Source organism: Streptomyces sp. NPDC017676, assembly GCF_044329325.1.
Lineage (GTDB): Bacteria > Actinomycetota > Actinomycetes > Streptomycetales > Streptomycetaceae > Streptomyces.
In genome coordinates, this window is record NZ_JBIRJA010000029.1 from 1 (window position 1) to 21761 (window position 21761).

13 protein-coding genes are annotated in these 21761 nt (G+C 73.4%); 1 reads left to right on the forward strand and 12 read right to left on the reverse strand.

Features of this window, described 5'->3' with window-relative positions; genetic code table 11:
- The 11 genes from ACH4LD_RS39670 to ACH4LD_RS39720 all read right to left on the reverse strand — a co-directional run.
- Window positions 1-1877: WXG100 family type VII secretion target (locus tag ACH4LD_RS39670; RefSeq protein ID WP_398106218.1), on the reverse strand; the 1877-nt coding region annotated here is incomplete at its 3' end.
- 42 nt (window positions 1878-1919) lie between these two features.
- The gene (locus tag ACH4LD_RS39675) at window positions 1920-2354 is read right to left on the reverse strand and encodes a hypothetical protein (RefSeq protein WP_398057275.1); all 435 of its coding nucleotides are present in this window, start codon (window positions 2352-2354) and stop codon (window positions 1920-1922) included.
- Between the two features lie 149 nt (window positions 2355-2503).
- Window positions 2504-2791 carry a WXG100 family type VII secretion target gene (locus ACH4LD_RS39680; RefSeq protein WP_398057274.1) on the reverse strand — a complete coding sequence of 96 codons (288 nt, stop codon included), beginning with the start codon at window positions 2789-2791 and terminating at the stop codon, window positions 2504-2506.
- 65 nt (window positions 2792-2856) lie between these two features.
- Window positions 2857-3195 carry a WXG100 family type VII secretion target gene (locus tag ACH4LD_RS39685; protein WP_398057273.1) on the reverse strand — a complete coding sequence of 113 codons (339 nt, stop codon included), beginning with the start codon at window positions 3193-3195 and terminating at the stop codon, window positions 2857-2859.
- Window positions 3196-3422: 227 nt separating this feature from the next.
- On the reverse strand, window positions 3423-6713 hold the full coding sequence (locus ACH4LD_RS39690; RefSeq protein ID WP_398057272.1) for a right-handed parallel beta-helix repeat-containing protein: 3291 nt from the start codon (window positions 6711-6713) through the stop codon (window positions 3423-3425).
- Entirely contained in the window at window positions 6710-9925 is a 3216-nt protein-coding gene (locus ACH4LD_RS39695; protein WP_398057271.1) for a hypothetical protein, read from the reverse strand. Before ACH4LD_RS39695 ends, ACH4LD_RS39690 begins: the two co-directional genes overlap by 4 nt.
- On the reverse strand, window positions 9922-11247 hold the full coding sequence (eccB, locus tag ACH4LD_RS39700) for a type VII secretion protein EccB (RefSeq protein ID WP_398057270.1): 1326 nt from the start codon (window positions 11245-11247) through the stop codon (window positions 9922-9924). The genes ACH4LD_RS39695 and eccB overlap by 4 nt, the downstream gene beginning before the upstream one ends.
- 9 nt (window positions 11248-11256) lie before the next feature.
- Window positions 11257-12627 carry a type VII secretion integral membrane protein EccD gene (gene eccD / locus ACH4LD_RS39705; RefSeq protein WP_398057269.1) on the reverse strand — a complete coding sequence of 457 codons (1371 nt, stop codon included), beginning with the start codon at window positions 12625-12627 and terminating at the stop codon, window positions 11257-11259.
- Between the two features lie 79 nt (window positions 12628-12706).
- Window positions 12707-16681, reverse strand: a complete 3975-nt coding sequence (gene eccCa, locus ACH4LD_RS39710) for a type VII secretion protein EccCa (RefSeq protein ID WP_398057268.1) — start codon at window positions 16679-16681, stop codon at window positions 12707-12709.
- Window positions 16682-16751: 70 nt separating this feature from the next.
- Window positions 16752-17612 carry a LuxR C-terminal-related transcriptional regulator gene (locus ACH4LD_RS39715; protein ID WP_398057267.1) on the reverse strand — a complete coding sequence of 287 codons (861 nt, stop codon included), beginning with the start codon at window positions 17610-17612 and terminating at the stop codon, window positions 16752-16754.
- Between the two features lie 139 nt (window positions 17613-17751).
- Window positions 17752-19188, reverse strand: a complete 1437-nt coding sequence (locus tag ACH4LD_RS39720; protein ID WP_398057266.1) for an FAD-binding oxidoreductase — start codon at window positions 19186-19188, stop codon at window positions 17752-17754.
- Window positions 19189-19450: 262 nt separating this feature from the next.
- Between ACH4LD_RS39720 and ACH4LD_RS39725 the strand changes: the two genes are divergently transcribed.
- A complete protein-coding gene (locus ACH4LD_RS39725; RefSeq protein ID WP_398057265.1) occupies window positions 19451-20113 on the forward strand; it encodes a DUF4232 domain-containing protein in 663 nt (220 codons plus the stop codon).
- 233 nt (window positions 20114-20346) lie between these two features.
- Here ACH4LD_RS39725 and ACH4LD_RS39730 read toward each other — a convergent pair whose 3' ends face one another.
- Entirely contained in the window at window positions 20347-21723 is a 1377-nt protein-coding gene (locus tag ACH4LD_RS39730) for a dipeptidase (protein WP_398057264.1), read from the reverse strand.
- Window positions 21724-21761: the final 38 nt, after the last annotated feature.

Consider the following 21761-nt stretch of genomic DNA (forward strand, 5'->3'; position numbering starts at 1 on the left):
CCCATACCTGGCATGTACGGCATACCAGCACCGGCCGCAGCCGGCGTGCGCCCGTCGGCCTCCCCCGCACCGGAGAACTCCGCCGGCGTCGACTCGGGCAGATCCAGACCAGGCACCTCCCCGGCCACACCCGGCTCCACCGGCGCACCGCCGAACTCCGACACATCACCGGCACCACCGACACCCTCACCCCAGGGAACCGACGACGCGTCCAGCAACCCCGCCGCATCCGGCGGCTCGGCCAGGGCGCCCTGGCCCGCACCGCCACCCGCACCCCCGAAACCACCCATACCCGGCATGTACGGCATACCAGCACCACCCTGCTGCTGTCCCGCCCCCGCCGAGGCATCACCCGACCCGGGAAACTCCGCCGGGGTCGTGTCCGGCAGGGTGCCTGGCGACTCCAAGGCTGCGTTGCCCGGCAGCGCCGACGGTATCGCCGTGTCGGCGGGCAGGTCGGCCGCGCTCACCGCCGGCAGGCCGCCGGCCGCGCCAAGACCCAGGTCACCCGGGTAGTCCTGGGGCAGACCGGCCTCGCCGAAAGGTGACTCCGACGCGTCCGTGAGACCGCTGCTCGTCGACGGAACGGCTGCCGCGTCGACCGGCAGGCCGGTCAGGCCGGGGAAAGGCGTGGCCGTGAAGGCCGACGGGTTCTGACCGCCCTCACCCAGGCTCGTGTCCCCGGGGAAGGCCTCGCCCCCCGGCAGCGCGCTCGTGTCCCCCGGGAAGACCTCGCCCCCCGGCAGCGCGCTCGTGTCGCCGGGGAACGGACTGGCCGCGAAGTCGCCGGGCAGGTCGCCGCCCGGGAAGGCGCTGGTGTCACCGCCGGGGAAGGCGCTGGTGTCACCGGGGAACGGACTGGCGGAGGCGTCCGGGCCGCCGGGGCTGAGGGCCGCGTCCAGGTTGCCGGTGTCGAAGGGCGGTACGTCCCCCAGTCCGCCGCCCGTGTCGGTGGCGAGGGTACTGCCGGGGAAGGGCGTCGCCGAGCCTCCGGTGTCATCGAGCCCGGGTACCTTCGAGAGGTTCCCGCCGTAGCCGGGCAGCCCGTCGCCACCGCCGGCACTCAGACCACCGCCGAGGGGGGGGACCTTGACGTCGCCGCCGCCGCCCGTGGCCGGGGGCGGGTCCACCTTGGGCGGGTTCAGGTCGCCGTTGCCACCGTCGGTCTTCGGGCCGTTCACCGAGTCGGGAAGCTTGACGTTGTCGACGGTGAGGCTGAAGTTGCCGGAGAGGGTCTTCGCGACCTGGTACATGTCGTTCTGCATCAAAGGCTCGATCAGCGTGTTCCCGACCTTCACATCGTGAATGGGAATCCGGCCGTCCTTCATGGCACCGACCCGCTGATTGTGGTACATGCCGTAGTTCAGGGAAAGCTGGGCATACCAGTTGTCGATCGCCACGACCGTTTCCTGAGCCCATTTGAGGGCGACGGCATTGTTGGCGAGTTGCTGGGGCACCGAGTTCTGCCCTGACTTACCGCCGGCCAGCGCGTCGGCCGCCGCCGCGATGCGCTTGGAGAAGTTGTCGATCGTGTCGTGGAAGACATCGGCCGCGTCACCTCGCCACGGACCATCGGGACCGGCCAGTGCTTTGGTCTGGTCCGCCATCACCGACGCGACCTGTTCAAGGGTGCGCTGGACGAAGTAGAAGGCGTCCGCGGCGTCCTGCAGGGACTGCGGATCCGCTATGCCACGGCGGTGGTCGGCGTTCGCCGGCGTGTTGTCACCCTGAGAGCTGCCGAGAATGGCAGCCATGATCTGTTTCCAGTCCCACCCGTTGTAGGCGTCCGGCCGGTCCAGCTCATCACTGAGATTGGGGAAGATGGCACCGTCGGTGGTCTGTGAGAACCCACCAGTGTTGTACTTGTCTTCAGGCATGGTGTGTGTCCTAGGTGCAGAGATGACGGTGCCAGGCCGGGCTCAGCTCCCGCTTCCGCTGCCGCCGCCGCTCCCGCTTCCGCCGCCGGTTCCGCCCCCACCGCCGCTTCCGCCGCCCGAGGTGGTCGGGAGGTCCTTGTTGAGCTGGTCGAAGTCGGCCTGCGCGCTCTGCAGGTACTTCTGCAGGTCGGTGGCGGACATCTGGTTGGCGTCTTCGAGGCGTGCGTACTTCTTGGCCATCTCACGAACGGCGGCGACGAGGTCCGTCACCCCGTCTTTGACGTCCTTGAGCGAGGCGTAGTACGCGCCTGCCAACCCCGATGAGGTACCGGTGGTCTTGCTGGTGGATCCGACGGTCTTGCGCAGCGTCCGTCCTGTCGGCAGACCTCCGGCCGCGGCCAGCACCGGCTCGAGGCGCTGCATCGCGGTGTCGATATAGGGAAGCACCGACTCCAAGTTCGACGCGTAGAGGATCATGGACGGAGTGTCCACGGAGGTGGGCTTGCCGTCACCGCCGCCACCGGGCACGGCCGGAGGAGGCCAGGAGGCTCCGTTGTCGTTGACCGTGCCGCCCGAGGTCGGAGGCGGCTGCCCGCCGGACCATTGCGGCTTGGGAAGCTGCATCCCTAGGCCCCCCACATCCTCATGCCCTGCTGCTCACCGGAGGTGTAGGCGGCGTTGATGTGACCGAGCGTGGTGGTGGCGGTGTTGGCGAGCTGGGCCATGTGGGCCGCCGCGCCGTCCCACTGGGCCTTCACCTGCGTGTAGACCTCCTGGGCCTCACTGGTCCACTGGCTGAGGTGGATCGCCGTCTGGTTGTCGAGCTGCTCCAGGGTGGAAAGGAGCTGACTGGTGATCGCGGACATCTCGCCCACGATGGTGTCCACGTTCGAACGGTCGACGGAGTACGTCATCTTCTTGCCTCTCGGAAGGGGAGTGAGTTGTTCACGGCTGCCGGGAATGAGCCGCGGCCCCTGGATCAGATGGGGAAAGCGGGCAGGGCGGGGGTCGCCATCGTGCGTGCGACCGCGCTCGCCTGGGACTGGGTGCCCGAGTGCACGTTGCCGTAGAGGTGGGTGTTGTTCTGCAAGGTCTCCAGCATGCGCTGGAGGGCCTCGCACACTCGCTGGTACTCCGACAGCCACTCCGTCATGGCGCCGAGGTACGTCGTGGCGGCGTCACCGGACCAGCTCGCGATCAGCGAGGTGATCTGGGTCTCCATCTGTGTGCGGGTCCTGCCGGTCTCGTCGACAGCGGTCTGGAAGGCGCCCTGCGCGGCGACCATTCCCTCGATGTCGACGTTCGTCTTCAGTGCCATGTCCTGCCCTTTCGTCTCGTACTGCGCTCGGGCAGGCGCGAGCCTCAGTTCGCACCTGCCAACGAACCTCGTGCCATCATCGAGCGGCTGCCGCGCTCGCCTTCGGCGTGGCGGCCGATGAGGTCCGGCTGCCTGCCGACTCTGCCTGTTTGTCTCTGCCCGGAGCCGCCCACGCGGGGTATGGATCTCCTGTGGACCGCTCCGGGTGACCGGGACGTCTCCAGCACTCAGGGCGACGGCACCGTCTCCGCACGGCGTTCGGGGCTGGGCCCGGTCTCGTCGGCGGCGTCCGCCGCCCCCGGTTCCGGCCCGGTCAGCACCCCCGCCGTATACAGCTGCGCGGCGGACACCGCGGGCGACACGACGCGGCGGGCCAGCAGGTCCGCGAGCCGGTGCGCGCCGAACGCCCCGCCCTGCGGGGGGCGCCGGCCGAACTCGGCCAACAACGCGGCCCCCGCGTCGTCGGTCAGCTCCGCTCCACAGCCGCGCAGTCGACGCGCGACCACACCCACCAGTTCCTCCGCGGAGTACGGCTGGAGACGCACGTACTCGGCGAAACCGGCGGCCAGGGCGTCCTGTTCACGCAGCAGGGGCACCAGTTGCGGTGCCGAGCCGCTCAGCAACGTCACCGGACCGTCCGGCCGGGCGAGGGCCGTCGTCACCGCTTCGACGACCGCGCCGCGTTCGTGTTCGTCGCGGTGGGCGAACGCCGGATCGACGTCGAGCAGCAGGACGCCCCCCGCGCTCTCCTCGTGGGCCGCGAGCAGCCAGGACAGGGGCTGTTCCGGCCAGTGGGCGCCCACCCGGGACAGCGGTACCCGGTGCACGCAGCCCGTGGCCGACACACCCAGTTCGGCCAGGCCGCAGGCGTAGCGGGCGGCCAGCGCGCGGCGGCCGGAACCGGGCGGGCCGTCCAGGACCACACCGGCGAAGCGGACCAGGTCCGCGGCCGGGGCCCGGCTCTCGGCCAGTTCCAGCAGCCTCGACGTCAGCGCCTCGCGGGCCGACGCCAGCCCGCTCATCGCCCGCAACCGGCGCACCGCCGCCTCCGCCCGGGCGCCCGGCCCGCTCGCGGCAGCCGCGCTTCCCGGCACGGCCCCCTCCCCCGGTTCCTCCCGTTCCGTCCCGGCCTTCGCCACCGGCGCGGTCAGGACGTCGTCGCCGGTGAGCACGTTCAGTTCGTAGTCGTCCCCGGGTGGGTCCGCGGCGAGCCGGGAGGCCTGCCGACTGATCATCTCCTCGAACACCTGGCGGGCGACGCGGCCGTTGCCGAAGGTCGGGCCCTTGGGAACGTCCTCGAAGTAGCGTCGCAAGGCCTCCATGGCGCTGTCGGACAGCTCGTAGTAGTGCTTGGCGCACAGCCCGCGCACGATGGTGACCAGTTCCCCGGTGCTGTAGTTGGGGAACTCCACCGTCCTGGCGAAACGGGAGGCCATGCCGGGGTTGGAGGCGAGGAACTGGTCCATCTGCTCCGAGTAGCCGGCCACGATGACGACGATCTCGTCGCGGTGGTCCTCCATGAGCTTCATCAGTGTCTCGACGGCCTCCTGCCCGAAGTCCGGGCCGGTGCCGCGGGTCTGGTTGGTCAGGGTGTACGCCTCGTCGATGAACAGCACACCGCCGAGGGCCTTCTTGAACACCTCGGTGGTCTTGATGGCCGTACCGCCGATGATCTGGGCGACCAGGTCGGCCCGTGCCACCTCCACGATGTGGCCCTGGCTCAGGATGCCCAGTTCCGCGAGGACGGCGCCGTAGAGCCGGGCCACCGTCGTCTTGCCGGTGCCGGGCGGGCCGGCGAAGACCAGGTGCCGGCTCATCGGCGGCATGGGCAGGCCCATCTCCTGGCGCCGCTGGCTCATCTTGTTGACGTTGATCAGCCCGGTGACCTCCCGCTTGACACTCTCCAGACCGACCAGGGCGTCGAGTTCGGCGAGGGGACCGACCGTGTGCATCGGGTTCGCCCGGCCGGGGGCGTCGGTGGACGCGGTCCCGCCACCTTCAGCGGGCAGGTCACGCGGCGTACGGCCGCCGTTGTCACGGATGTCGCACTCGACCACCACGACGGGCGCGTCCGGCTGGGCGTGCACGCCGTCGCCGGCGTTGCCGGTCAGCGCACAGCCGGTCAGCTCGGCCCGGCCGCCGGGCATGACGTGCACACCGTGACCGCGGGCTCCGGAGAACCGGCAGCCGGTCGCGTGCAGCGTCCCGCCACCGGCCAGACGGATGCCGTCGCCGTCAGAACCGCTGAACTCGCTGTCCTGCGCGATGAGTTCGCAGTCCGTGCCGACGACCACCGCGCAGTCGGAGACCGACGCCCCGGTGAGCGTGGCGCGCGACGCGCCGCCCAGGGACAGTCCCACGCCCCCCGGTACCCGCAACCGCACCCCCGTCAGTTGCGACTCGGCCGTGTCGTCGAGGTCGATGCCGCCGGCCGCGTCCAGTTCCCCGTCGCGGATCTCCAGGCGCCCGCCTCCGCGTACCACGGCCGCGAGACCCCGCCGCCCCGACACGGTGAACCGCTCCAGCAACGCCCGGCCGGGGCCGTCCACGCGCAGCGCGGCCTGCGCGGCGTCGGCGACGTGCAGGCCCGCGCACTCCACGGACCCGTCCGCCTCGACGGCGACACCCACCTGGCCCCCGCTGATCGCGCATTCCTCCAGGCGGGGCCGGGCGCCTGCGGAGACGTGCACCGCGTACTCGCCCGCGCCCTCCACGGCACAGTCCCGCAGCAAGGGCGCCGCGCCGGCGCCCACGTGCACGGACCGCTGGGCCGCGCCAGTGAACCGACAGTCCTTCAGGACCGTCTCCCCGCTGCTGGTCAGGTAGGCGTCCAGCGTGGCGCTCCCGGCGACGTGCACGTCCGACAGTTGGGCGCGAGCCTGCTGTTCCACCGCGAGGGCGGGCTTGGCACACCCGTCGATCCGGCTGGCCTCGACGTCGACCCGGGCCTCTCCGTTCGCGCAGACCCCGTTGCCTCCAGCCCGCTCCACCTGGCAGTCGCGGACGCTCAGCCTGCCCTGCTCGGCGACCACGACGGCCGAGGAGCCGACATCGCTGATCCGGGTACGTTCCACCACGTTGCCCCGGCCGGAGGTCACCACGACGCCGGCGCCGCGTGCGTTGCTGACCTCGCAGTCGCGCAACGCGACGGTGCCCTCGTGCCAGGCGAGCAGTCCGGCCCAGGCGGAGCCGGCCACCCGGCAGCCGTCCAGGGCGGCCTGGCCGCGCCGGGCGTCCACGACCGGGGCCTCGGGATCGGCCCCCGTCAGGTGCAGGCCGGACAGCGCCACCGCCTCCGCGTCCAGGACCACCGCGCTGCCCTGGTCCGCGTGGAGTTCGGGCGGCCGGGTGCTGTCCTGCGCCGTGATGGTGACCGGAACGGTGACGTGCAGGCTCTCGGCGTACCGGCCGGGCGCCACGGTGATCAGCGCGCCTTCCCGCGCGTCGCGGAGGGCCGCGGTGACGGACCGGTACCCGCCCGGTCCGTCGGATGCCACGGTCAGGACCTGCCGGCTCACGCTTCCACTCCCATGTTCGTCGTCCCGCCGTCGGCGGGGGCGGGCGGTTTCGGGCCGTTCAGCGGGACCAGGCCCGGCGGAACGCCGAGGGGCACGGCGCGGGCGGTGCGCCCGGAGGACTGTTCGGCCGTACGGGACCGGTGGGTCCGCAGCAGTTCCAGTGCCTGGGACAGGCCGTCCAGCGCGAGGTCGTCCAGCGGCACGCGCTGCTGTCCGGCGCCGCCGCCGTCCGGGCCGGCCTCGGAGGCGGACAGTTCACGCAGAAGGACAGCGGGCCGGCGGCCCTCGGTGTCGGTCCGCAGCACCTTGAAGGCGGTGCCGGGCACGAAAACCACCCGGTCGGGCACGGAGGCGTCGAGCAGGCGGGTGCGCCGAGCGGTCATGGACCACAGCAGGAAGTCGACGGCGCCCGGTTCCGCGTCGGACGGATGGGTGGCCGCCACGCAGAAGGACCACTCGGTGGTCCGGCGACCCTCCTCGAACCAGGCCAGCTCGGCGGCCGTGGCACGGGCCTGGAGCAGGACGGGGCCGCGGTAGGACGGCAGCCGGAGCAGTCCGGCGGACACGCAACGCGCCAGCGGCACGTGCGGACCGGTGGTGGCCCCGCGCACGGCGGCGTCCACCGCCGCGTGGTCACCGGTCAGGTACAGCCGCGCCGACGCCAGATCGGTCAGGACGTCCATGGTGTCCTCCTCCGACCCTGCCCGCAGGCCTGGGGATTCGGACATGACCCGGGAGATCGAGCCGGAGAGTTCGTTGAACCGGGCGCCGAACCTCTTGCGCACCCACTCCCGTTCCTGCGCGAGCCCGCGAGCCGGGGGCACGGCACACGCCGCGGCGGCCGGCACCGGCTGCACCCGGACGCCCGGCATGCCCGCACCGCCGGCGGGCGGTGCGGGCTGCCGCGCCACGGGCACGGCCCGCTCCTCCGGTACGACGGAAGGCTCCGCCGGCGCCGGCACGGCCTCGGACTCCAGTCGGAGCAGCCGGGGCAGCGCGGGCACGGCGGACGGGAGGTGCGCGGAGGCGGTGGTGCCGCCGGTGTCGGCAGCGGCGGGCGGAGCGTCGGTCTCCTCGACCGGCCGGCCGGCGGCAGGAGAGGCCGCGGGGTCGAGGGCCGAAGGAGCGTTCGGTGGCGGGACCACGGCGCCACCGGGCGCGGTTCCGCCTGCCGGAGCCGGTGGGTCGCCGGCCGCGGCGGGCGCGGCACCCGGTGACGGGACAGCGGACGGCGACGCGGACGCGTCGTCCTCGTGCCTCTCGCCGGCGGACGTCGCCCCGGACGTCCTGGACCGTGTGGCGTCCGCCGGTGGGGTCCCGCGCCCACCTGGTGAGGCTGCCGCCACGGCCGCCGACTCGGCGACGAGCTCCCGGCGGGTCGGCCGCCCCGAGAACTCGGGACGATCCCCCGGAGAAGCGGCGGGGACGCCCGGCTCCGGGCCGTGGTTCCGGACGGTCCCCGCGGCGGAGCCGACGGGCGGGGTCGGTCCGGGCACGCCGCCCGGCTCCGGGGCCACCGGCGGCGGACCCGGCGGCTCCGGGGCGGACGGCGGCCCGTACGGTTCGTCGCCGGTCACGACGGGCTCGTACGGCTGCGACGACGCGACCGCGGAGACGGCCGTCCCGGTACCGGTGCCCCCTTCAGGGGCCACGGGACCGACGGCCGTGAGCGGCGGACGGCCCCGTGGAGGCACGGGAGCGGGCGGTTCGGCGGGCGCCGGAGCGCCGGGCGCATGCGCCGTGCCCGGCCGCACCTCCCGCGCGGGCCGCCGTACGCTCGTCCGCGTCCCGCTGGAAGGTACGGACGCCTCCGTCGGCTCTGCGGACGCACGCCGCGTGGCGGTGGTCTCCGGTTCGGTGGTGTCCAGCCGGCCCCCGGCCGCACCCGGTGCCCGGCGGGCGGTGCCGTCGTCGGCCGCCGCCCACCAGTCCGTGTCGCTCCAGCCGAGGGCGGCGCCCGGCGCGTCCGCCGGGGCGATGCGGAAGGCGTCGCGGAGCGCGGGGTCGAGCTGGCGGAGCATGTCCTCGGCCAGCAGGCGCAGCCGTGCTCCGCCGTCCGGGGTCCGGCGGTCGTAGAGGATCGCCGCCCGGCCCGGCGCGGCCGCCACGCGGCGCACCCGGTCCCCGTCCGCGGGTTCCGCGGGTGAGCGCAGCCACAGCCCGCTCTGCACCACCTCCAGGACGGTGTCCGGGGTGTAGGCGTACACCCCGGGTGAGGTCTGCGCCGCTAGCGGCACCGGTGCCCGCAGGCCCAGCAGGATGGGCGGCGAGGGGCTGCCGCCGGTGCCCGGCACGTACAGGACCTCGGTGACGAAGGGCTGCCACGCGGCTGTTCCGTCGTGGTTGGGGACTTCGACGCGCACGCCGTCGCCCGCGTGCGGGGACGGGGCGGGCACGCCCGCGTAGAAGACGACCCGTTCGCCGACGGCGTCGGCCAGGCCCTGGCCGCAGGAGTCCACGTTCCCGGGCAGGGTGACGGGCCCGAGCTGGAGGAAGCGCAACCAGGCCCGGGCCGAGGGCAGCACGCTGTGCCACAGCCGCACGGTGGACGCGAGACTGACCGGGGCCGTGCCGGGGCCGCCCAGGACGACCGTCAGCGTGTCGGGTCCGGCGGGAATTCGGTCAACCAGCCAGTGCCGGGCGCCGATCCCCCGTTCGTCCCCGGTACTGCGCAGCCAGATCCCGGCGGCGACGGGTTCCACGACGGTCCCCGGTTCGGGGCTCCACGGCTCATCGGCCGCGGCGAACTCCCACTGCGGTTTGGGGAAGCGCCGGGAGTCCGCTGCGGGCGGTCGTCCCGGCTGGAAGCGCAGCCAGCCCGCGCCCTGGTCGCGGGGCACGAACAGGCCACCTCCGGCGAGTCTGCGGGGAGTCCCGTCCGCGGCCAGTACCGCGGCCCCCGCGGTCTCGGCCACGGCCTGGCCGATGCGCCGGGTGTCGTACGACTCCGCGTGCGCGAAGACCAGGCGGATGCCGTCGGTCCGCCCGGCGAGCAGCCGGCCGGCCGCCTGCCAGTCCGTGAGCGGCGCGTCGGCGGGCAGATCGGCGACGACGACGCGGTGGTGCGTGTCCACCGCGACGCTCTCGGCCAGGGCGACGGCGGCCGGGTCCGGTCCGCCCTTGCGGTGCACCACCAGGGCGTGACCGCTCTGGCGCAGCCGCAGACCGCTGCGCAGCCGTGCGGCCAGCGTGCCGTCGAGTCGCACGCTCACCTCTCCTTCACGGTGGCCGCAGCGGCGTCCGGGGACAGCAGGGGACCGTCAGGCAGCAGCTTCAGCACCCGCGCCGGCATCGCGGTGGTGGGGCCGCTGAGCCGGAGGTCCTGGGCCGCCCGGCCGGAGAGCGGGAACAGGGTGCCCTGGTCGTCGATGAGGTAGGTGCGCGGGGAGACGACACGTGCGCGCAGCTCGTCCTGGTCGACGGCGAGGACGCCGTGGGCAGGAGCCACCAGCACCGGGCGCTTGGTGGTGAGCACGTCACCCCGCTCCTGCACCAGGCTGTTGGTGGTATGGACGCCGGCCGTCGTCTGGCGCAGGCACAGCCGCCCGCCGTCCGCGCCGGGCAACGGAGCCCCGCGCAGGTCGGGGAGGGGCGCCGTCGGCCAGTGCGGGGCGACGGGCGCGGCGGCGAGTGAGGCGGCGTCGACGGTCGCCGGTGCCGGCGCTCCGGGCCGGGCGGCGAGGAGGGCGGCCTCGGTGGCCGTCACCCGCGTGATGCCTTCCTTGAGCATGACGTATGCGGCTCCCCGGCCGGCGGAGGTGCGCAGGACCTGGCCCACCCGCACCGCCTCGCCGCCGATCCGGCCGGCCGGGTCGCCGTCGTGCGGGACGACCGGGGCCCTCAGCTGCGCGCCGGAGGGCACCTCGGCCAGCCAGTCGTCGGGAGCGGTCACCGGCCGCCCGCCGTCCAGGCCGAGCGCGATGAGGGTGCCTTCGGCTGGCACCGGGTACTTGACGCCGCGCCACAGCACGAACCGGCGGCCCGTACGGTCGGCGACCACGGCGGCGGTCCCGGCGGGTACCGGCGTCGTCCCGGCCGGGGTCAGATCGAGAACCTCACCGGCCGGCAGATCGGGGCGCAGGCAGCGGGTCCAGCCACCGGAAGCCACATCGCCGGGGGCCGGCAGCGAGTCCGGAGCCTTGTCGATACCGATGGGTGAACCGTGCGGTACGGCCTCCAGCGCGTCCTGGGACGCCGTGCGGACGGTGCCGGAGAGCCCGGTCAGCAACAGCGCGGAGGCGTAGTTGCGCACCGGCCGCAGGGTGCCGTCGAGCAGCAGATAGCGCGTGCCCGTCTCCTTCTCCACGATGATCGAACCGCGCTGGCGCCAGGTGTCCTTCTCGACCGGGTCGATCAGGCCCCACACCGCGAAGCCCGCGCAGAGCAGCAGGACGAGGGCGAAGCCGAAGAAGGTGCCGACCGAGCCGCGCCGGTGGGGGCTGCCGCCGTCGCCGGGCTGCCCTGTCACCAGTGCCGCGGCCAGACGGCCCATCGCGAACTGGTAGGCCTGGAGGTGGTCCCGTTGTGTCTGCACGCCGCTCCCTCAACTGGCCAGGTAGCGGAAGTGGCCGTACGCGTGCACCAGCTGCAGCAGCAGCGGCAGCAACGCGATGGAGCAGACCCACTCGGCGATGTCCCCGGCGTGCCCCCACACGGGCAGAAGCCTGCCGTCGGGCAGCCGCTGCGCCGTCCACAGCAGCAGCACCGCGGCGACGAGCAGTGCTGCCAGTTCCACGGCCCATGCCCCGGTGCCGTGGCGGGTGCCCAGCGCGAGCCCGACCGTGAGGGGGGCCGTGGCGCCGCCGAGCGTGGTCGCGATCCGCTGGACCACACCGTTCAGCGCACGGGCGCGCAGCAGCAACGCGGCGCCGAAGACCAGCGGCAGCGTCCAGTCGATCCAGCCCCGGTCCAGGGACAGCAGCCACCAGGCGGCGGTGCAGATCACCGTGGTGGTGAGGGCCAGGACGTCCAGCAGCAGGACGGCGACGACGGTGCGCCGCTGGACGTCCTCCTCCGCTTCGGGCTCGATGTCCTGCTGCAGCTGTTCGGCGTCGTGCGGCAGATGGGGGACGCGCAGGCGCGCGGTGCGCAGCGCGACACGCGGAGCGAGGTGGCCGAGCACGAACAGGGCCCCGGCCACCAGGCCGGTGGCCTGCGCGGCCGAGCAGCCCACGGCACGGACCGCGCAGACGGCGGCCGTGGTGACCGCGAGGGCGAGGGCCGTGGCCGGTACCAACGGCGGCAGGGTGCGCAGCGCGAGGAGCGCGCCGGACAGGACGAGGAGCCAGGCGGCGGCCAGCAGCAGCCCCGTGGTGCCTGGTGCCGGAGTGGAGACCACTCCGGCGAGCAGGCCGAGGACCAGGGCGCCGCAGCCGGCGACGGCGACAACGGCCCGGTCCGCCCGTCCGCGCCGCGCGACGACGGCGGCGGTGCCCAGGAGGAGGGCCGCGAGGCCCGCTCCGGCTGCCGTGGTGCCGCCCGGAGCGGCGAGCAGGACGGCGGTCGCCGCGGCGGCGACGGCGAGGCAGGCCGTGACGAGGGCCAGCCACCGGGTCGCCCCGGGCGACCAACGACCGGGCCGCCCGTCGACGACGTGCGCCACACCGTCCGCGACGTCGTCGAAGACCAGCGGCGGAAGGGCCTCCGCCTCCGGACGCAGGTACAGCACCTCACCGTGCCGCAGACCGAGGGTCTGCGGGGTGCCGTCGAGGTCCAGCGGTTCCTCGCCGAACCGCTGAAGTGTCCAGGAGGTGCCCTCACCGGAGGGCTTTCCGGCCTGCCGCAGCAGCACAGGCACCAGTGCGGCGAGCGGCATGGTGACCGGTACGGCGAGGTCGGCCCGGCCCGCCAGGCCCTCGACGGTGAGACGGCAGAGGTCGGGGACGGCCGGGCTCAGCGGGGGTGAGGTGGTCATGGGGTTGCTCCGCTGCGGGAAGGGGTGGCGGGAACGGGGGTCCGGTGGACGCTGGTCGAGGGGGTCGGGCGGATGGCTGTCACGAGGAAGTCACCAGTCCCAGGTGCACCAGGCCGATCGAGCGTCGGGTGACCAGTTGGGCGCGGCCGGGCGGCAGCAGGCGTGGGCGGGCCTCGCCGAGGAACTTGCCCTCTTCCTTGGGATAGGACAGGAGCAGGGCCGGGTTGCCCAGTTCCCACACCCGTCGCAGCAGGGGGTCCATCATGGCGCGGGCGGCACCGGAGGAACTGCGTGCGACGATCAGGTGCAGGCCGATGTGCTGGCCCTGGGCCAGCAGGTCCACCAGGGGTGAGGTGGGCGAGGCCATGCCGGGGCTGCTGGAGAACAGGTCGTAGTCGTCGATCACGACGAACAGCCGGGGCCCGTGCCACCAGTCACGCCGGGGCAGTTGCTCGGGGGTGATCTCCGGTCCGGGGACGCGTTTGCCGAGCGACACCGCTGCCGACTTCATCAGCTCCGTGAGTGCGGGTCCGTCGACCGCGTAGCCCACCCGGTAGGCCTCGGGGATGTCCCGGAGCAGGCCGCGCCCCGGGTCTGCGGCCAGGATGCGCGCCTCGTCGGCGGTGTAACGGGCGAGGACGGCACGGATGGCCAGGCGCAGGGCGTTGGTCTTCCCGGTCTCACCGTCGCCGAACACCATCAGGTGGGGTGTCGTGCCGAAATCGTGCCAGGCGGGCGCGAGACGCTGTTCGTCCAGCCCCAGGCACAGCCGCAGCTCCTCGCTGTCGGCGGGCGGCGGCGGAAGCTGACCGGCCGGCAGCCGGGCGGGCAGCAGCCGGACCTCGGGGGCCGGGCGTCCGGTCCAGAAGGTGTTGATCTCGGCGGCGGCCGACCGGGTCGCCGTGGTCAGGTCCCCGGTCTCGGCGGAGCCGTCGATGCGGGGCAGCGCCGACAGGAAGTGGTGGCCGGACGCCACCAGCCCGCGACCGGGCTGGTGGGGGACGGTGGCGGCGATCCGCGAGCCCACCTCCGACTCCACCGAGTCACCGAGCCGCAGCTCCAGCTTGGTTCCCATCAGATCGCGCAGCCGTGGCCGGAACTCGGACCAGCGCACGCCGGAACCGACGAGATGAAGCCCGAAGGCGAGGCCGCGCGCGGCCAGGTCCATCAGGACGTTCTCCGCGTCCTCGTACTCGGCGCGCAGCGTGGCCCAGCCGTCGACCACCACGAAGACGTCACCGTAGGGATCGTCGACGGCACCCTCGGCGCGCAGCGCCCGGTACGCGGCCATCGATTCGAGGCCGCGTTCGGCGAAGGCCCGCTCGCGCCGCTCCAACAGCTGGCTCATCTCCGCGACGGTGCGCAGCACGCGGTCGCGGTCGAGTCGGCCGGCGACGGAACCGACGTGCGGGAGACCGCCGACCGAGGCCAGGCCGCCGCCGAAGTCGAGGCAGTAGAACTGCACGTCCTGGGGGGTGTGGGTGAGGGCGAGCGACATCATCAGGGTGCGCAGCAGCGTCGACTTGCCCGTCTGCGGGGCACCGACGACACCGATGTGGCCGCTCGCGCCGGACAGGTCGGTGGTGAGCAGTTCACGTGCCTGCTCGTAGGGGCGGTCGACCATGCCGAGCGGCACCCGGGTGAGGGTGGGCGCGGTGTGTCCCTTGGCGGTGATGCCCAGGTGCGGGTCGGGCTCGATGCCCGGCAGGAGTTCGTCCAGGCTGGGCGAGACGTTCAGGGGCGGCAGCCACACCTGGCGGGCCGGCGGACCGCTGTCCTCCAGCCGGCGCACCAGCACCTCCAGCAGGCTCTCGCCGCTCTCTTCCGGTTCCTCGGGACCGGCCGCGACGGCCTCGGCCGCGGACGGCACCGGCAGGGTCTCGGGTTCTGCGGCGTCCAGGCGCTCCAGCCCGAACAGGGCTATTTCCTGGGCGGGTTCGGCGTTCCCCCCCGTGGGGTCCTCGGCCGAGCGGGGGGCGGGGGCGGGCCCGGAGACGTAGGCGGCCTTGAAGCGGACCAGATTGGTGGTGTCGATCTTCAGGTAGCCGTTGCCGGGAGCCGAGGGAAGTTCATACGCGGAGGAGACACCGATGACGCTGCGGGACTCCATGGAGGAGAAGGTACGCAGCGCGACGCGGTACGACAGATGGCCCTCGACCTTGTGCACCCGGCCCTCGTCCAACCGCTGCGAGGCGAGCAGCAGGTGCACGCCGAGGCTGCGCCCGAGCCGGCCGATCGACACGAACAGATCCACGAACTCCGGCTTGCCGGCCAGGAGTTCGGAGAACTCGTCGACGATGACGAGCAGCGAGGGCAGCGGGCTTAGCCAGCTCGCACCGGACAACCGGGCCTTCTCGTACTCGAACAGCGAGGAGTAGCCGGCGTCGCGCAGCAGCTGCTGGCGGCGGGTCAGCTCGCCGTTGATGGAGTCCCGCATCCGGTCCACCAGGTGGATCTCGTCGGCGAGGTTGGTGATGACGGCCGACGTGTGCGGCAGGCGGTCCATGTTGAGGAAGGTCGCGCCGCCCTTGAAGTCGACCAGGACGAGATTGAGCACCTCGGAGGAGTGGGTGGTGACCAGGCCCATCACCAGGGTGCGCAGCAGTTCGCTCTTGCCCGAACCGGTCGCGCCGATCAGCAGTCCGTGCGGTCCCATGCCGCCCTGCGCGGACTCCTTGAGGTCCAGTTCGACGACCTCACCGTGCTCGGTGACGCCGAGCGGCACCTTCAGCCGTGCCGACTGGGCCTGCCGGGCCCGCCAGGCGGCGGCGACGTCGAAGGTGTGCGGGTCGCGCAGCCCGAGCAGCGCGGTCAGCTCGAAGTCCGCCTCCAGCGAGTTGTCGGACAGGTCGATGGCGCCGCTGGGGCGTATCGGGGCGAGGGACCGGGCGAGGAGTTCGGCCCGTACCCGGCTGAGCGAGTCGGCGCGGATGCGGGCGGTGGTGTCGCCGGAGGGGTACTCGGCGTGTCCGTCGCGCACGGTCAGCCTGAGGACGCGCTCGCCGCCGGGCAGCGCGCCGGTGGCGTCCAGCAGCACCAGGTTGCGGATGCCGCCGCCCAGCAGCCTGGACGACTCGGGAACACGGATGTCCTGGGCCACGACGACCACGAACGGCTCCGCGGTGCTCGGGGACGCGTCCGGGTCGTGGTCGGGCCGGTCCCGCACCTCCGGCCCCAGCAGTTCCATCAGTGCGTCGTGGTCGTCGGCGGCCAGGCGAAGGGGGCCGGCCGCGTCGGTCTCCTCGGGGTGCTGGTTGTGGGGCAGCCATTTCAGCCACTCCCATTCCGTCGCCGCCATGCCGCGGCCCAGCAGGGCGATCCGCAGATCGTTCGGCGCGTGCAGGACGGCCAGCTGACCGACCATGGCCCGCATCAGCGCCAGCACGTCGGTGCCGGAACCGGCGAACTCCACACTGGTGAACCGGCGCAGCGCCATGGGCACCGGCAGGTGCGGCACGCGCTGGTGGGCCCGGGTGAAGCGGCGCAGCGACATCGCCGTGAGCGGTTCCAGGTCCTCCACCGGCCTGGTCTGCGGCGGCAGGAACTCCAGCGCCGCCCGGCGCGAGCCGGTGCCGATGCGGATGCGCGCGAAGTCGTCGTGGTGCGGCCGGCGTTCCCACAGCCGGCTCCCTTCGGCGAGTACCGGCAGCGCGGACGGGTCGGGGTTGTCCCACAGGAGAGCCTTGCGCTGCTGTTCGGCGGCCTCCCGGGCCTGTTGGCGTTTCTGCGCCAGGTAGCGCAGGTAGTCTCGGCGCTCGGCCCGCATCTTGCGGCGCCGCTCACTGCCGGAGCGGCCCAGCTGGGTCAGGGCCATGCCGGCGATCGAGGCGCCCATCATGCCGGACATGAGGTAGGTCGTCGGTCCGGGCCTGCCCTGGGTGAACATCAGCATCATCGCGCCGCTGCCCAGCCCCATCGGGATGTACATGAGGGCGGAGGACATGTCCGTCTGCGCGGGTTCGCCGAGCACCGGTGGCTCGGCGAGTTCCACCTGGCCCTCGGGCATGACGGGGCCCTCCTCGCGCGGGGCCCGCTTGGCTACGGTGGTGCTCAAGTCCTGGGTTCCTTTCGCGGGCGGGGCCGGCCCGCGGGCGCGGGCCGGCCTGCCGTGCCTCTGGGGGCCGTCAGATGAGGCCGGAGCGGATGGCGAAGGAGACGGCGTGGGAACGGTTGCGCAGCCGGTGCCGTTTGATGACGCCGTAGAGCACGTTCTTGATGGTGCGCTCCGAGTAGCCGAGCTGGTTGCCGATGTCCTGCAGCTCATGGCCGTCGGCGACGAGTTGCAGAACCTTCGCCTCGCGCTCGGTGAGTCCCCCCGGGGTGAGACCGCGAGGCACGAGCACCTCCCGGTAGGTGTACTGCATCTGGTCCATCAGCCGTCCTTGCAGGGCCGGAGGCAGGTCGGCGTGGCCCGCGCGCACCTGTCGGACGGTCTGGGTGAACGCCTCCCAGGTGAAGCCGGTACGCGGGAGCACGGCCCGCACTCCCGAGATGACGGCCTGGTGCAGGTTGGCACGCCATTCCCCGCCGACCACGAGCACCAGCGACACCCGCTCCCCCACCTGCTTGCGCAGCCGGGTCACGGCCTGGGTGTCCGGGCTGTGCAGGGCCGCCACGACGACGTCCGCCGCGTTCCTGTCCGCGGTCCACACCAGCTGCGGGCACTGCCTCACGAAGTTCTCCAGGGCCAGTTCCGAGATGGGGTCGCCGGTGGGCAGCACGCCGACCACGGGCCGTCCCGTCGGGGTCCGCCCGTGGCCGCCCGCCGCGGCGGATTCCGCCTCGGCCTGCCCGAGCCGGCCGCCCGGCCCTAAGGAACGGTCGCCGGCCGCGCCGTTCACCCCGGTGTGGGAGCGGGGTGGGCGCGCGCTCTCCGTTTCGTCCGCCGCGTACGGGCTTCCGGCTCTGCGGTCCGCTCGGTACGTCCGGCTGTGCGCACCGAGTTCGTGGACGGCATCGACCTCACGCGCGTGGGGTCCAGACATGGGGTCCTCCTTCTGCTGCGGCGCGGCACCGCTCCGGTCACACGTCCGCACGGACCGGCCGCCGCGTGCACGGGTCACGCGGCGGAAGGGACGCGTGCGGGGCCGACCCCGCGGGGCCCGAGGCCGTCGGCCGCGGCGCTCAGTCTCCGACGGGCGCAGAAGAGGGCCGGATGTTGTGGTTGCGGCGGAAGACGTTGTCCGGGTCCCAGCGCCGCTTGGCCGCCGCGAGCCGGTGGTAGCGCTCGGCGCCGTACAACCGCCGGACCTCCGCCTCGGACACGGCCTCGTCCGGGGCGACGAAGTTCACCACGTTGCGGGCATCGGCCCACGGGGTCAGGGCCGCCGCGTACTTCGCCAGGTGTTCGTCCATGAAGGGCAGGTCGGGGGGCGCGGCGACGCCGAAGGCGAAGGTGACGTACGGCAGGCCGCGCGACGGCACCGCGTTCGGCGTTCCGGGCTCCCGGTCGAGTGCGCCACCGAGGGCCCGCACCTCCACGGTCGCCAGCGGGCAGTCGGAGCCGGGACCGACCGCTTCCACCAGCGCCGCCAACGTCTCGGCGGAGAACTCACGCAGACCGAATCCGGTCTCGCCGTACGGCAGCGGGTCGACCGGGTCGACGTGGATGGCGCCGATGTCCGGGACCGGGCGCGGGGCGATCGAGTCGAGGACGGGAGTGCCCGCGGCCCGCAGCGGGGCGAGGAGTTCCTCGGCCTCGGCCGCTTCACCGAGGTAGGAGAAGCGCACGTGCAGGACGAAGGCGCCGCGCAGCGGCTCGGGCAGGGCGTCGTCCTGGGGCAGCCGCTGGACCGCGAAGGAGGTGCTCGCCGTCTCGGGCAGGGTCGGCGCCCAGGTGCGCCAGACCTCCAGCACCTCCGCCATGTCCTCGCCGGGGAACCAGAGTCCGCCGCCGTAGAAGGCGGTCAGTTCGACGGCGGTGAACTCGATGCGGGTGACGACGCCGAAGTTGCCCTTGCCGCCCAGCAGTGCCCAGAACAGCTCCGGCTCGTCGTCCGGGGTGACGGTGCGGATGACTCCGTCGGCGGTGACGACCTCGATCCACCGCACATGGTCGGCCGCGTACCCGTGGGCCCGGCCCAGCAGCGGGCTGAGTCCGCCGCCGAGCGTGTAGCCGACCACGCCGACACCGGGCGTGGAGCCGGCCAGCGGGGCGAGGCCGGCCTTCGCGGCGGCGGCGAGTGCCTCGTGCCAGCGCACGCCCGCGCCGACGCGCAGGGTGCGGGCGGACTCGTCCACCTCGACGCCGGTCAGGCGGGTGGTGGTGATCAGCAGGGTGCTCTCACCGACCGACGGCGACACCTGGTGGCCGGAGTTCTTGACGGCGACCGCGAGGCCGTGACGGGTGGCGAAGGTGACGGCGTGGGCCACGTCCTCGGCGCTGGTGGCGCCGACGACGACGACGGGCACCGTGGGCAGCGCGACGTTGTAAGTGGCACACTCGGCCGCGTAAGCGGCATCCGCCGGCTCCAGTACCGGGCCGGTGACGGCCGCGCGCAGACCCGCCACGTCGTCGGGCGTGAACAGATCATCCGCCGCGGCGGCAGCATTCTGGGACATCGTATCCATCTCGATTGTGGGGGTGGGCGGTGTTACGCCTACGGGGAAGTTGCCACACCGCCCCCTCGAACCTTAGACCCTTGAGGTCACTTTGTGGTGACCACAAGACATCCGCTCACTCATTGATACCTGAGTCAGCGTCAAGCATTGGCAAAACCAAGACACATATGCGTAGCAGCTGAGTTAACACGCGCCGAATGACTATGTATGCAACTCTTGCTGCCGCGCGGAACTAACTACGCATGGCTATGAAGGAGTACTCATGGTGGACATACCTCGCCGTCGGCCCGCCGCCGCCCTGCTGGCAGGCACCGCTGCCCTGGCGGCTCTGCTCGCAGCCTGCGGCGACGGCGGCAACGGCCCGTCGGCCTCCCCCACGACGGACACGGGCACAGCGGCGGCCACCACCTCCGGCCCGCCCGCACGGACGCCCGCATCGGGTGAACCGTCGGGGCCCGGCGCGGCGGAGTCGCCCACAGCGGCCGCCACCGGGGCCGGGGCCACGGGCGGCCGGTGCCACACCTCCGAGCTGCGTGCCTCGCTCGGAACGGACGACCCAGGGGCCGGCCAGGAGAACTTCCCCCTCGTGCTGACGAACACCTCCAGCCGGACCTGCACCGTGACCGGGTATCCCGGAGCCGCGTTCACCGACGCCTCCGGTCGGCAACTGGGCCCCGATCCGGCCCGTACGCCCGGCCGGGCGACGCCGGTCACCCTCGCTCCGGGACGGAGCGCGTGGTCGGGCCTGTCCTTCACCAACCCCGGGGTGAGCGGGGCCGAGTCGGCGAAGCCGGCCTGGCTCCTCATCACTCCCCCCAACGAACGGGACTCCCTGCGCGTCGCGTGGACCGGCGGCGCGGTGCCGGTGTCCGGCACCGCCTCCCAGGCGTCCCTCACCGTCCTCAGCGCGGGCACCGGGGGTTGAAGGGGCAGGTTCCCGCGAGACGCCGGGCCCCGCAGAGGGTTACGGCCGTGCCGTCCCGGCGGGCCGATGCGGCACGGCCCGGCACGGCACTGCCCGGCGTGCGACCGGCGGGGACCGGTGCACGCCCACTGCCGCGCGCGCCGGCACCACCGGCCCTGACCACCGGAGGGCGCCACCGGACGGGGGGCGCCGGCACCCCACTCGCCCCGGCCGGCACCCCGGCGGCACGGTGTTCATCCCTGCCAGCGGCGAACGCCGTTCGCCGCGTAGCCCCGCAGGAAGTGCGCCTCGGCCACGGCCAGCCGGCGCAGTTCGTCAACGCTGACGCTCTCGTCGGCGGCGTGAATGTTGGCCTCCGGCTCGCTGAGGCCGAGCAGCAGGATCTCGGCCCGTGGGTACAGCTCGGCCAGCGCGCCGCACAGCGGGATGCCTCCACCGAAGCCGCCGAGCCGCATGGTCTGCCCCGGATACGCCGTGTTCAGGGCCCGCGCCATGGCCGTGTACGCCGGTCCCGAGGCGTCGGCCCGGAAGGGCTCGCCCTGTCCCAGCGGTTCGATGGAGACGCGGGCGCCCCAGGGGGTGTGCTTCTCGATGTGTGCCACCAGCAGCGAGGTCGCCGTCCGCGCGTCCTGGCCCGGTGGGACGCGCAGACTGAGCGCGGCCCGTGCCGTCGCGTGGATCGTCGGGGTGGCTCCCTCGACGGCCGGGCAGTCGATGCCCATCACGCCGACGGACGGCCGGGCCCACAGCCGGTCGCCGACCCTGCCCGTGCCCGTGAGCCGCACTCCGTCCAACAGCCCCGCGTCCGCGCGGAAGTCCGCCTCGGGGTAGTCCAGCCCCGCCCAGTGGCCGTTCGCCGGCAGCCCGTCCACGCGGGCCGTGCCGTCCTCGTCGGTCAGGGAGGCGAGGATCTTCAGCAGGGCCGTCAGGGCGTCGGGCGCCGGACCGCCGAACTGCCCCGAGTGCAGGTCGGCGCGCAGCGTCTCGACCCGGACGCGCAGCATGGTGATACCGCGCAGGGCCGCCGTCACGGTCGGCACCCCGCGCCGGAAGTTGCCCGCGTCCGCGACCAGCACGGCGTCCGCCGCCAGCAGACCGGGATGGGCGCGGGCGTACTGTTCGAGGCCGCCCGTGCCCTGCTCCTCCGAGCCTTCCACGATCACCTTCACGTTCACCGGCACCCCGCCGTGCGCCGTGAGCGCGCGCAGCGCGAGCAGATGCATGAGCACGGCGCCCTTGCAGTCGGCGGTGCCGCGCCCGTACCAGCGGCCGTCCCGTTCGGTCAGGGTGAAGGGCGGACTGGTCCAGGCGGTCTCGTCCCGCGCGGGCTGGACGTCGAAGTGCGCGTAGAGCAGGACGGTCGGCGCGTCCGGCGGGCCGGGCAGGAAGCCGTACACGGACTGCCAGCCGTCCGGCATGTCGAGGACGGTGACGTCCTCGAACTCCTCGGCGCGCAGGGCGGCGGCGATCCACTGCGCGGCCTTCTCGGACTCGTCGCGCGGACTGACGTCCAGGTCCGCCACGGAGCGGAAGGCCACCAGCTCGGTGAGTTCCCTCCGTGCCGCCGGGATCATCGCGGCGATCGTCCCGGCGATCGGGTCCTCTTCCACGGGGCTCCTCTTCGGCTGATGACTGTCAACTGCTGAGA